The organism is Spirosoma daeguense (assembly GCF_054776875.1).
Genome location: NZ_BAAHBF010000003.1, coordinates 294,748 through 307,338, shown reverse-complemented (window position 1 = coordinate 307,338; position 12,591 = coordinate 294,748). Strand labels below are relative to the sequence as shown.

The following is a 12,591-nucleotide window of genomic DNA, read 5'->3' as shown; positions in this document are numbered from 1 at the left end:
TCCGCAATTTAGTTCGTGTCACTATGAGGACGGAATGTCCGCGTTACATTGCACCACTGCGTTACGTTTATTCAACCTTATACGCTACCAGTTTATTTTTGAGAAACGTGGGTACGACCAACAGTTTTTTCTTTGCTACGTATTCAATATCGGCAGCGTTTACTTTATCGGTGCGGGTATCGAGCAGTTCGGATTTGGTGCCATCAGCCGCAATGTGAAACAGTCGACCATTCCAGTCCGAAACGAAGTAGTTACCTTTGCCTTCGGGCACAATCCCATCTGTATTGGCCATTCCATCGGCCAGTTGCTTCAGTGCTTTCGTTTTCAGATCCAGTTCGCACAAAGCACCCGTTTTTGTGTTGCCAACCATCAGCTTATCAGTACCAACTGCCAGTACGCCATTCGGATTGTTGAGCGGTTCGCCTTCCATAAAAACTTCCCATTTTTCGTCCTTCAGCCGGTATAGTTTGTTGTTCCGATTATCCGATACGTAAACGGTGCCTTCTTTATCAATTGTTACGTCGTTCAGAAAAGCACCCTGCCCAACGGCATCCCATGTTTTTTCGGCCTGTCCATTCTGGGTATTAATACACACGAGCCGATACACGTCGGTCACGTAGAGTCGATTCTTATACAAACCCATTCCTTTGGGCGCATTCAGACCGCTCGTCCAGCGAAGATTTTCGATCTTACCATCCAGCGATACCTTCGAAATAAATCCGTTGCCATCCAATGCATCCGATTTGCCGTCGATATTAGCTACATATAACGTACTACGTCCATCAAAGAGTACCGATTCGGGTGTACGTAACGTAGTGTCAGTTTCCCAGACTTTTACCAGTTTAGGCGGTTTCGACGTAACGGGGGGTGGCGTTAGGGCAAGTAAACTAGCTCCGCTAATAAAAGCTGCGGCAACAAGGAGAGTTTGTTTCATGGTCTGTCTGGCAAATTTAGTCGCGGGTTAAAAAAACTGGCATGGTTGCTGATGATACGAAAAAACAACCACGATTCGGCATGAGTAAAAATACTGAGTTAATTTTTTGTGATTTTTTTTAGTTGCATCATGCAGGGGTCGTAATTGCCTGATAACGCAGAGGTAAAAGACAAAATATAATTATTCTAACGATCAGCAAGTTGTGTGTCGATACAGGTAAAAACAATCGAAAAACGAATGTGTTTACCCTATCGCACACTAAAAAACAATAGGTTATGGCAAATTACCAATCCCTTGCTTCGCAGGTGCAAACACCAGTCGGGCAACTCAAACCGAGCATCCGCGACATGGTACGGCTGCAACAGGATTACCAACTCTCCGATGAGATGTTCTGGGAGGTTTTCAATACGCGCGTGTTACTCAACAAGCCGATTGATATCAATCTCTTCGTTCGGGATCTCAATTCTCAAATCACCCAAAGTTAACTCCACCCAACAACGAACATTCCCGAAAAGCTGGGCATTACGTTCAACTTTTCGGGAATCTGCTTTTGAGCCGTTAACTAAGCCGCACAGCAAATAGGGCTTTCGATTTGGTGTAGATGTACGTCACGACCACCAGCGTAACCACGCCACCTAGTGCCACCGACGGCACCGTTCCTAACAGCCGGGCTAACACGCCTGATTCAAAGGCTCCGATTTCATTCGATGAACTGACAAAAATGCCATTTACGGCTGCTACACGTCCACGCATGTGATCGGGCGGAAAAATTTGCAGGATCGTTTGGCGAATAATTACACTCACGCTATCGAAAGCACCCGTTAGTGCGAGCATCACCAGCGACAGGTAGAAATCAGTAGATAAGGCGAAGACAATCGTTGAAATACCAAACCCGACTACTGCCAGCAACATGTTTCGCCAGGCGTTATGGGTTGGTGGGTATTTTGTCATAAACGCCATCGTTAGCAAAGCGCCTACCGATGGTGCCGCCCGAAGGAATCCAAGTCCTTCGGCACCTACTTTTAAAATGTCTTCGGCAAAAACGGGCAAAATAGCCACTACGCCCCCAAACAAAACCGAAAACAGATCGAGCGAGATCGCATAAAGTACAATCTGCGTTTTAAACACAAACCGAAAACCTTCTTTCAGACTCTCGCGAAAACCCTGCTCAGGTTCATTACTTACCGGGACTGGTTTTCGGCTAATTAGACTGATCAGCACAAAACAGACAACAAGCAGCGCAATAACCACAATGAGTGAGTTATCGAAACCCACCAAACTATACAAGAAACCCGCCACGCCCGGTCCCACAATGGCGCCAGCCTGCCAGAACGAGCTACTCCACGTAGCAGAATTGGCGTATAATTCGCGGGGAACCAGAAACGGTTTCAGCGATGAACTGGCTGGCGAATAAAATCCTTTGGCCGTACCGATCAGCATCAAAACCCCATAAATAGTGGCCAGTTGAGCCGTTTGCGACAACTTGGCCGCTACAGATGGCTGAAACACCAGATACAGAATAATAGAGCCAAGAATAATAACCAGCAGACTCCATTGCAGAATACTTTTTTTATCGCGACGGTCGGCCAGATGCCCGCCAAAGAGAGATAGCGCAATAAACGGAATAGCCTCGGCCAGCCCCACCAAACCCAGCATGAGCGGGTCGTGCGTCATTTTATAGAGTTCGTAACCCAGAATTACTTCCTGAATCAGCAACGTAACGGTGATCAGGAAACTATTTGATATGAAATACCGGAATTCAGGAAAACGGAGGGAAGCGAAGGTGTCGTTGGTGGTTTGTTGTACCATGCTAATGACTGGCCAATTGTATATTTGTTGGCCAATCGTTACGTTATCAACCCCAAATAATGGAATCTCAGTTCAGAACCCGCGTTAAAATTTGCTGTATTAGTAGTGTCGATGAAGCTCGTTTAGCCATAAAATACGGTGCCGATGCGCTTGGTCTGGTTGGTCGAATGCCGAGCGGCCCCGGTGTAGTGGCCGACGATCTGGCGGCTCAGGTTGTTCGGGCAACGCCCCCTCCCCTCGCTACGTTCATGCTCACCAGCGAAACCAACGTAGCAGACATTGTGGCTCATCAACAGCGCGTAGGTGCGAACACCATCCAGTTGGTTGATGCCGTCCCTGCCGATACGTACAAGCAGCTACGTATCGTACTCCCTGCTATTAAACTGGTTCAGGTTATTCACGTACTGGACGAACGTAACATCGACGAAGCCCTGAAAGCTGTTGACGATGGCGTCGATGCCTTACTGCTGGATTCCGGCAATCCAAATCTGGCGGTGAAAGAGCTTGGCGGCACTGGACGAGTCCATAACTGGACTGTCAGTCAACAGATTGTAACGCAATCACTGGTACCAGTCTTTCTGGCGGGTGGGCTAAATATCCAGAATGTTCGTCAGGCGATTGATACGGTACAACCGTTTGGCCTCGATATCTGTAGTGGAGTACGTAGCAACGGCCAACTCGATGAGCGTAAACTCGAAGCGTTTATGAAGGAAGTGCTGGGATAGCAAAGATGGCTGGGGTTGCGAGGATTGCAGAGAATGTTTTTTACAATTCTATACGCGCAAAAAAATGGGTCATACTACGTAGCGTGACCCATTTTGATAATCAAGCATGAAGCAAGGCCTTTGCCAATGCTCCATGCAATCCCTGCCCTGCTTAGGCAATTGTGATTTCTTTTACCACTTTCGTTTCTTCTACTTTTGGTAATTCTACCGTTAGAATACCATCGGTGTAAGCGGCTTTGATTTGGTCGGCATTTACCGTTTTAGGAAGACTGAAGCTCCGCTCGAATGAGGTAAAGCCGAACTCCTGACGGGTGAATTTTTCAGTGGTTTCTTCGCTTTTCGATTCTGTATTATAGGAAATCGTCAGTCTGTTGTTTTCTACGTTAATCTTCAAATTCTCTTTTTTCAAACCCGGAGCTGCCAGTTCAAGCTGGAAGGCGGTTTCGGTTTCTTTTACGTTTACTGCTGGTACGTTGGTTGTGTTAGCCTGATAGCGATTTACAGCAGGACGACCATAGAAAGGGTTGAAAAACGTAGGGTAGTTATTGTAACGAACTAAAGTTGCCATGATTTCTGAATTGTTAGGTTGTTTTACTGTCAAACACAACTCCCTTTCTTCAAACGTTGTACCAATTCATATTCCAATCAAAAACACGCCACTTTGTCATTATAATTATCTTCATGGGACTAAAATACGCCATTTTGTCGTATATATTCGGTAAAATTGGCAACTATTTTGCAGTACGTTCGCTGACCAAATAACTCTATCACCGTCTTAACCATTCATTAACTTGGCTGTTCGGTAACAAAGCTTTAAATTTAAACCGCTCAAAACGTACGTACTTACCAAAATTTCATTCCCTTATTATGAAGCGACAACTACTGCCGCTGGCTATCCTCTTTTTTTCCAGCCTTACAATTTCCTCATTTGCTCAACAAACCGCCGTCGACTATTTTGAAAGCGGTATAACTAAAAGTAAAGCAAGTGATTTTATGGGAGCCTTGCAGGCCTTCAGCATGGCAATCACAATGAATCCCGACAATGCCGCAAGCTATTACAACCGGGGGGTTGCCAAAGCCAATCTGAAAGACCACCGGGGTGCTATTCTGGACTATGACCGCGCCATTGATATCAACGGTAAAGACGCACTGGCCTACCTGAGCCGGGGTATTAGCAAAAGCAAACAGGAAGATCATCGGGGCGCTCTTCTCGACTTTAGCCGCTCCATCGAACTTAACCCCGACGATCCACAAACGTATTACAACCGGGGTACCAGCCGGAGCCGACTGGAACAATATCGGGGTGCACTGGCCGATTTCACCAAATCAATAGAGCTTGATCCGGCCAATCCGCAAACGTATTACTCGCGGGGTATCACGAAACAAAAACTCGACGATTTTGCCGGGAGTTTGCCCGACTTCACCAAAATGATTGAAATGCAGCCCAAAAAACCGCAGGCATTTGCAGGTCGGGGTATGTCGAAAGTCGAATTGAGTGATTTCGCGGGAGCTATTGCTGATTTAAACAAAGCTATTGAACTCAGCCCAGAAGATGGTGAGTCGTTTTTTTACCGTGGATTTGCAAAAAGTAAATTAGAAGACTACAAAGGAGCTATCCCCGATTATGATCGGGCTATTACGTTGAAACCAGATAATTATCGGGCTTTCTACGGTCGTGGCTTTTGCCGTAGCAAACTAAATGACCAACGTGGCTCGGTTCAGGATTTGAATCAGGCAATTGAGATCAACAATGTGAATGCCGATTCGAAAGTAGTTTATACCGGACGTATCAACCGGGCTACGCTCGACAAACTGCGCGATCAGGTTCAGGAACGTAACAAAATTTTTGAGTTAGGAACAGAACGAGCCGAAGCTTATTTCAGCCGGGGTGTCAGCAAAAATAAACAAGGCGATCAGAAAGGGGCCATCGTTGACCTTAACAAGGCTATTGAGCTTAGCCCTACGTATGCCGAAGCGTATTTCAGCCGGGGCTTGATCAAATCTAATCAGGGCGATCAGAAAGGGGCCATTATGGATTGTAACAGTGCCATTAAACTGAATCCACGCTACGCCGAAGTGTACTACGTTAGAGGGCTTATCAAGCACAGCTTAGGCGATGAAAATGGCGGCTGCCTTGATCTATCGAAAGCGGGTGAGTTAGGCTATAATCCTGCTTATAAAGCAATCAGCGATTACTGTAACTAATTACTTTTTACTGATTAAAAAGCGTCGTAAGCTGAGAGTAGCTTACGACGCTTTTTAATTTAATATACGTACTGTTGACTTTGGGGAAGCACAGACACGTGCTCCATTTTTCCCTGCCGAAAATCTCTATATAATCCCCTGATTTCATCCTGCGTATCGGCAATGAACGGGCCATACGAAACAATAGGATCATGCTGAGGCTGAGCGGCATATAAAATCAGGCGTGCACCCTGTTCTCCAGCAGTCAGTTGCAGTTCGCTTTGACCGCTTCCTGTCGTTTTATTTAGCCATCCTACCTGATCCTGATGGATTACTGTCTGATCATCGCCTACCGTAACAGAACCGTCAATCACATACATAAAAGCGCTAAACGAGGCCGGAAGTAGTTGCGTCGTGCTAACACCTGGTTTCAGTTGTATATCCGCAATAATCAGCGGCACGTAGTTCTGGATTGGCGAGCGAAGACCCGCAAAGGAACCGCTATAGACTTTTATGTTCAGGTCATCGGTTACCAACTTAGGAACACTTTCCAACCGGATATCCTGCACGCGGGGTTGTGCCCACCGATGTTGCTTCGGTAAGTTGAGCCACATCTGCAAAATCCGCATCTTTATTTTCTTCTCAATGGTTTCCGTATGCACAATACCACTTCCGGCGGTCATAATCTGAAAATCACCCGTTTTCATGCTATGATCATCGTCTCCTAACTCACCTTCGAGTATCAGCGTAACGGTTTCAAATCCAGCATGTGGATGGGGGCCTCCTACAGGCTCATCGGTCTTTTTGTCGAGCTGGTCATCCATCAACAAAATAAACGGATCGCTCGTGGCAAAATCGGCTTGTATAACAGCACGGGCAATGTGATCCTGACCCAAAAATCCTTGTTGTGGAGGTGGTGTATGAACGGCTACTACGTTTCTCGACGTAGTGGTTTGTTGGTTTATTATCCTTTCCATGAGTTCGTCTGTTAGCTAATCATGATAGCCTTTCAACTTTATTATCGGCTGTCATTTAGTATGAAACAAATTTACCTATCTTTACTATACAATCGTAAGTACTATACTTTATGATAGCACTATACAAAAGAATAGCAAGGATAGAATTGTATGAACGAAATAGACCCACTAGATCATTCAGCCTGTAAAACCATGCTACGTCCCATTCGCGACTCGCTGGACGTATTGAATGGCAAATGGAAATTGCCCATAATCGTAGCGCTACGCTTTGGCGAAAAACGATTCGGCGAAATAGCGAAGGAAATTGATGGTATTACTGACCGAATGCTGTCTAAAGAATTACAGGATCTTGTTACCAACGGGTTGGTCAAACGAACCGTAGAAGACTCGTTTCCGATTAAAGTGACGTATGCCTTAACGCCACACAGTCAATCATTGGACGAAGTTATTGAAGCACTACGTAAATGGGGGCTTTTGCACAAGTCATATCTGGTGAACGAAAAAGCGTAAGTCCCATTCGATAGCTAATTACCATCAAATGGGACTTACGCTTTTCCCGAATTTCTCAATAAACTGAATCTATTATTCGAACTTCAAGTGCTTTACTGAATCGCCAGACGATTCCAGCTCAATTAAAGCATCGATACCGATTTCGAGGTGAACGTTGACGAACTGGCTTGTTACCCGTTTGTCGCTCTCTTCCGTTTTCACACCTTCCGGTACCAATGGATTATCAGACACAAGCAATAGGGCTCCGTGTGGAATGGAATTCACAAAACCAACCGTAAAAATGGTAGCTGTTTCCATATCGATAGCCATCGTCCGAAGTTCGCGCAGATAATCCTTAAATGCTTCGTCGTGCTCCCAGATACGTCGATTGGTTGTATAAACAGTGCCGGTCCAATAGTCGAGTTCGTATTTTTTAATGGTCGATGATACCGCGCGCTGCAACCGGAACGATGGCAAAGCCGGAATTTCAGGGCGCATGTAATCGTTACTGGTACCTTCGCCCCGAATGGCTGCAATTGGCAGAATTAAATCGCCAATCTGGGTTTTCTTCAACCCTCCGCATTTCCCCAAAAACAAAACGGCTTTCGGCTCAATAGCCGATAACAAATCCATGACAGTAGCCGCCATAGCACTGCCCATACCAAAATTGATGATAGTAATGTTGTTGGCCGTAGCTGTTTGCATCGCCCGTCCGATGCCAAAAATTTCGGCGTCAAATTTTTTGGCAAAAATTTCGACGTAATTGATAAAATTGGTGAGCAGAATGTATTCCCCAAACTGTTCGATAGGCGTACCAGTATACCTTGGTAACCAGTTCTGTACAATTTCTTCTTTTGTTTTCATAGGTGTCAATGAGTGAATGTGTGAAAGAGCGAAAGAGGGGGTCGCCGGAGCGGTGATTGCGCTGAAAATACGCTCTTTCGCTCTTTCATTCTTTCGCTCTTTTGTAACTTTGATATATGGTCACGTTAAACCTACCTCCTTTCGAGCACAAAACTAAACATGTCGAAGGGAAAGTATACATTTTTGATTCGCTACGTCGAAAATACGTTCGGCTCTCCCCCGAAGAGTGGGTCCGACAGCATATCGTGAATTTGCTGCTGACACATTACGCTTACCCCAAAGCGTTGATACGTACCGAAGGCGGTTTAACACTCAATCAAACCCAGAAACGTACGGACGTAGTTGTATTTGACCGACAGGGCCAACCGTTTCTGATCGTTGAATGCAAGGCTCCGCACATAACCCTCGCACAAAATGTTTTCGACCAGATTGCCCGTTACAATCACATCCATCGGGCTCCTTACCTAGTGGTCTCTAACGGTTTATTGCATTACTGCTGCTCTGTCAATCATACAACAGCCGAAATCGAGTTTATGGACGATTTTCCAGCTTTTACGTAGTGTTACCTCAAAACCCCTACAAGATTAGCTTCAGGGGGAGGTAATCTTTTTTATATAAAAATCCCCGGCTCCTGATGAGACCGGGGATTCTGAACCAGAACAAACAGTACTACGTAATTTCTTACTGCTTCACCAGCTCGCCACTGGCACGAATACCGATTTCGTCGCTAACAACCGCAACAGGAGCGCTACCCAGTGTGAAGTCAGCCCGTTTAACTTCGCCCGTTACTTTGAAACCGGCTAACGTTTTCTTGTTTTGTGGGTTGGTAACAGGACCAGTGATTACTGCATCAAGCGTAACAGGTTTTGTTACACCGTGCATGGTCAGATCACCTGCCACTTTATATTTATTACCCGATACTTTGGTAACCGATTTGCTTTTAAAGCTCAGCGTTGGGTGTTTGGCAGCGTCAAAGAAATCGGGGCTTTTCAGGTGAGCATCGCGTTTTTCCTGATTGGTGTTGATGCTATTTACATTGGCCGTCAGTTCGATTTGAGCGTCGGTAAAGTCGCTTTTCGAAGACGTCATTTTCACGTCGAAGTCCTGGAATTTACCATCAACTTCCGACAGCATCATGTGTGTTACGGTAAAGTTTAGGCTTGAGTGTGCTTTATCGAGAGTCCAGCTCTGAGCGAAAGCACTTACAGATGAAAATAGTACGGCAGCAAATAAGGTTGCTTTTTTCATGGTTACTTTTTGTATTGTATTGTGGTTTATTTTATTCAGGTTGTATTCAAACGATTATTCGCGCATTCGGTCAAGTAATTGACTAAGCAACGTAGCTTCTTCGGGCGTTAGCTTGCAGGTCTGGACTTTGTCCCATTCGGCCTGTAAGATGTCTAACTGGTTCAGTAATTCCATTCCCTTATCCGTAATAACTACGTCAACAGCCCGCCGATCGCTGGGACATTCGGTACGTAGCACAAACTTTTTGGCGACCAGCTTGTCAACCAATCGGGAAGCGTTCGACATTTTATCGAGCATGCGCTCGGTAATGTCGCTCACCTTAACGGGAGCTGGAAACTGCCCGCGTAGTATTCGAAGTACATTGTACTGTTGCATAGTCAACCCGAACGGTTTCAGCAGCCGACTCTGACTATCCGAAACCCAGTTGGTGGTATAAATCAGGTTGACCATTACCCGGTGGTAAGGCGTTCTGAACGGGGTGACTTGTTTGATGTCGGTTTCTATTGACATGGTGCAAATATAAGACAAATGCATTTAATGTACCAACATCATTTTAGTAAATTTAAGTTCACCGGTATGGAATAATTTGTGGAGCCGACAAATCAAAATCTCTAAATCGCAGGGTTGGTACGCCTTCAAACGCCTGTCGGAAGGGTATTGTATTACCCGGAATATTCGGATAATACGTTAGGCGAATTTGAAAACTATTGAACGTCAAGTTTTCATTCCGGAGCCGAAATCCAATGCCATATCCCTGGTAAAGAGGCCCTTGCAACATTGGCTTATCTGGAAAACTAGCCAGTCCAAAATTAGCGAACGTAATAAACGCCACCCGAAAGCCAATCAGGCTAAGCCGGGAAAACAAAATATTTTCGTAATTCAGCAAAAATCGTTTCGTGCCACGTAACGCATCACTATTTACACCGATTCCGTCCGTAATCAATCCGGTTCCGGTGCTGCCTAACGTAATGTACTCATTATCGAATCGGCCAATACCGGTGGTGTAGCGCGTATTGATAAAATGCCGCATGTTTCCCCATCGGCTCTTTATCAACGGACTGAAGTAGTTCGATTCGAAGGAAAAAACCCCTTGCTCAACTTTATTTCCCCGAAAAAAACTTCCCAGGCTGACTAACCCATACAGATAGCCAACGTGTTTGATGTATTGCCCCTGCGAATAATTGATACCAGCATAGCTACGTCGCCCAAGTTCGGCATTGTCTATTCCAGCAATGGCCACAATGGATTCGCCCACTGGTACGTCCTCCGTACGCCCAAAGCCATAAATCAGGACGTCGCGAACGTATTTACGACGGGAAAAACCGACGCTGAACAACGATGTACGGCTATCCTGATAAATCTGATTTGTATCGGCTGTTACGTCGGGGCGTCGGTAATACGTATACCCGGTGTTACGTGCCGCTATAATAAGCCGGGCGCGCCCTTTTTCGTCGGAATTCCCTTCCCGATAAAACAACCGGAACGAGCGGCCAACCCAAATATCGGTATAGGTGTAACTGAGCGGAAAAATATAGACGCAATCAGCCCGTGTGAGTAATCGGTTGTTAATCTCGGTATAACTCAATTCAGCCGAACCTGCATATTTTGTATCTGGGGTTAAAAACGGGCGATAAACGCGGGCCGAGACCTGCTTCAGGTCGCGTAGATACCGGAAATCACCTTCGGCGGTTAAGAATGTCTTCCCAATAAAGGGCACTTTATAACGTGCCTGATATTCCATTTTCTGGCGCGGGTCGTTGCCAGAATATGCCACCTGTGCAAAAAGCTGATGCCCCAATCCACGAAAATTAAGCTGATCGAAACCAATACTGAAGCTTTTAAAATTCCCGAAACCTCCATTGGGTAGCAACGACCAGACATCCTGCGTTATCACATATACGTCAACAAATTGTCGGCTTCCGGGGCGTGGCATCACCAGAATACGGGCATCATGAAAAATCGACGTATTACGCAGCAGCCGTTCATTATCACGCAATACATTTGGGTCGACCTGATCGCCTTCTTTAAAGAGTAGGTATGAACGACGAATTATATTTTCGCGGGTGTTTCGGTGCAGACTATTACCAGCCCGCTCAACCCAGTTGGCCGGTTTACGTAACGTATCATAAACCGTCTGACCAAACACATTTAACCGACGAATGTAAATGGTGCCGATCACCTTACCTTCGAACGCCTTAAATGGATTGACTTCCAACTGATTAACCTCACCCGTTTGCACACGGCTATTGTATACGTCCCGAAACACTGCATCGTAGAGTTGGCGCGTCAATCGATGTTTATACATTTTGGTTTTCAGCCGCGTATAAAATACGCTATCGCGCTGTACCAATATGCTGTCCGTAACTTCGGCCGAATAGGCGGTTGGTAACGAATCGGCAGCCACTTTTTTAGCCACCGAATCGACACGAACCCGTTCGGGGGCTAATCCTGATGTTTTTTGCGATGCCTTTCGGGTTGTATCCTCCTGTGCAACAGCGTATGGGCCATATCCGACCAATGCAATTAATACCAGCAGCATACACCGCAGGCTCGCCATGCACGTAGTCGGATGCAAATTATTCATGGATACGTCGGAACGACCTTTAGAGCCAGGTTGTCAGGAATGGTTTAACAGATAACCTCAGTTACTAAGCTTTTATAGATAACTGTTTTTGAAGCCAAAAATCCCGCTGACGTTCAGAGCCGAACTGAAAATAATGATACCCGAACCGCTCGAACCCCATTTTTTTATAAAAAGCCAGTGCCCGTTCGTTACGTTCCCACACGCCTAGCCACACGGCTTCGACCCCTGCACTACGTGCCCAGTTTAAACAGAAATCCATAAGCTGGCGACCGCTACCCTGCCCTATCTGGCTCTGTAACAGGTAAATACGCTGAATTTCAATAGCATTACGTGTCTCCATCCGGCGGGGTGGCGCGTGCCGCCGTAGTTTGATATAACCTACAGGTGTTCCATCGGCTAAACGGGCCAGAAAAAAATATGATCGAGCGTCTTTAAGCTCTTGAATCAGTGTAGTTTCATCCAGCGATTGGGAAATGTATTCTTCAACGAGTTCAGCAGGATTATGAGGTGGACCAAACGCTTCGCGCATGGTTTTTACCGATAAATCGGTCAGAATTGCCGCATCGGCAGTAGTAGCAGGTTGGATCAGCAAAGTAAGCGGAGTTAACTTTATTTGGCGTGTTTATGCGGTACGAATTACGATTTTTAACGCTGGGCACACAACTTTGTAACTAGATTGTTTACGTTTAGAGTTTAAAGTTCGATGTTTCGGCATACCGTTTATTACTCACTGGCGTTTTAACAGCTTAATACGTAGCACTATAACCTGAACCGTTT

14 protein-coding genes are annotated in these 12,591 nt (G+C 45.8%); 5 read left to right on the top strand and 9 right to left on the bottom strand.

Annotated features, from left to right (window positions below; translation table 11 throughout):
* Positions 1-67: 67 nt before the first annotated feature.
* Positions 68-934, bottom strand: a complete 867-nt coding sequence (locus ACYVD4_RS10465) for an SMP-30/gluconolactonase/LRE family protein (RefSeq protein ID WP_460945222.1) — start codon at positions 932-934, stop codon at positions 68-70.
* 275 nt (positions 935-1,209) lie between these two features.
* Between ACYVD4_RS10465 and ACYVD4_RS10460 the strand changes: the two genes are divergently transcribed.
* Positions 1,210-1,419, top strand: a complete 210-nt coding sequence (locus tag ACYVD4_RS10460; protein WP_460945220.1) for a hypothetical protein — start codon at positions 1,210-1,212, stop codon at positions 1,417-1,419.
* Between the two features lie 73 nt (positions 1,420-1,492).
* Here ACYVD4_RS10460 and ACYVD4_RS10455 read toward each other — a convergent pair whose 3' ends face one another.
* Positions 1,493-2,743: an MFS transporter gene (locus ACYVD4_RS10455; RefSeq protein ID WP_460945218.1), complete on the bottom strand. Its 1,251-nt coding sequence runs from the start codon at positions 2,741-2,743 to the stop codon at positions 1,493-1,495.
* Positions 2,744-2,802: 59 nt separating this feature from the next.
* Between ACYVD4_RS10455 and ACYVD4_RS10450 the strand changes: the two genes are divergently transcribed.
* Entirely contained in the window at positions 2,803-3,468 is a 666-nt protein-coding gene (locus ACYVD4_RS10450; RefSeq protein ID WP_460945216.1) for a phosphoribosylanthranilate isomerase, read from the top strand.
* Positions 3,469-3,619: 151 nt separating this feature from the next.
* On the opposite strand, the gene ACYVD4_RS10445 is transcribed toward ACYVD4_RS10450, so the two are convergent.
* Positions 3,620-4,036, bottom strand: coding sequence for an Hsp20/alpha crystallin family protein (locus ACYVD4_RS10445; protein ID WP_460945214.1), 417 nt, complete (start codon positions 4,034-4,036; stop codon positions 3,620-3,622).
* A 299-nt stretch (positions 4,037-4,335) separates the two neighbouring features.
* Here ACYVD4_RS10445 and ACYVD4_RS10440 point away from each other — a divergent pair, with 299 nt between their 5' ends.
* Positions 4,336-5,673 (top strand): tetratricopeptide repeat protein, encoded by a 1,338-nt coding sequence (locus tag ACYVD4_RS10440; protein WP_460945212.1) that lies wholly within the window; start codon positions 4,336-4,338, stop codon positions 5,671-5,673.
* A gap of 59 nt (positions 5,674-5,732) precedes the next feature.
* Here the strand turns inward: ACYVD4_RS10440 and ACYVD4_RS10435 are convergent, their stop codons facing one another.
* Entirely contained in the window at positions 5,733-6,629 is an 897-nt protein-coding gene (locus tag ACYVD4_RS10435) for a pirin family protein (protein WP_460945210.1), read from the bottom strand.
* 150 nt (positions 6,630-6,779) lie between these two features.
* Here ACYVD4_RS10435 and ACYVD4_RS10430 point away from each other — a divergent pair, with 150 nt between their 5' ends.
* Complete coding sequence (locus ACYVD4_RS10430; protein ID WP_460945208.1) at positions 6,780-7,139, top strand: winged helix-turn-helix transcriptional regulator; 360 nt, start codon at positions 6,780-6,782, stop codon at positions 7,137-7,139.
* A 72-nt stretch (positions 7,140-7,211) separates the two neighbouring features.
* Here the strand turns inward: ACYVD4_RS10430 and ACYVD4_RS10425 are convergent, their stop codons facing one another.
* Positions 7,212-7,982, bottom strand: coding sequence for an AMP nucleosidase (locus tag ACYVD4_RS10425; RefSeq protein WP_460945206.1), 771 nt, complete (start codon positions 7,980-7,982; stop codon positions 7,212-7,214).
* Between the two features lie 116 nt (positions 7,983-8,098).
* Here ACYVD4_RS10425 and ACYVD4_RS10420 point away from each other — a divergent pair, with 116 nt between their 5' ends.
* Positions 8,099-8,542, top strand: coding sequence for a type I restriction enzyme HsdR N-terminal domain-containing protein (locus ACYVD4_RS10420; protein ID WP_460945204.1), 444 nt, complete (start codon positions 8,099-8,101; stop codon positions 8,540-8,542).
* A gap of 121 nt (positions 8,543-8,663) precedes the next feature.
* Here ACYVD4_RS10420 and ACYVD4_RS10415 read toward each other — a convergent pair whose 3' ends face one another.
* The 4 genes from ACYVD4_RS10415 to ACYVD4_RS10400 form a co-directional block, all read right to left on the bottom strand.
* Positions 8,664-9,230 carry a YceI family protein gene (locus ACYVD4_RS10415; protein WP_460945202.1) on the bottom strand — a complete coding sequence of 189 codons (567 nt, stop codon included), beginning with the start codon at positions 9,228-9,230 and terminating at the stop codon, positions 8,664-8,666.
* Positions 9,231-9,284: 54 nt separating this feature from the next.
* Entirely contained in the window at positions 9,285-9,740 is a 456-nt protein-coding gene (locus ACYVD4_RS10410) for a MarR family winged helix-turn-helix transcriptional regulator (protein WP_460945200.1), read from the bottom strand.
* Between the two features lie 58 nt (positions 9,741-9,798).
* The gene (locus ACYVD4_RS10405) at positions 9,799-11,814 is read right to left on the bottom strand and encodes a hypothetical protein (protein WP_460945198.1); all 2,016 of its coding nucleotides are present in this window, start codon (positions 11,812-11,814) and stop codon (positions 9,799-9,801) included.
* Between the two features lie 64 nt (positions 11,815-11,878).
* Positions 11,879-12,406: a GNAT family N-acetyltransferase gene (locus ACYVD4_RS10400; protein WP_460945196.1), complete on the bottom strand. Its 528-nt coding sequence runs from the start codon at positions 12,404-12,406 to the stop codon at positions 11,879-11,881.
* Between the last annotated feature and the right edge of the window lie 185 nt (positions 12,407-12,591).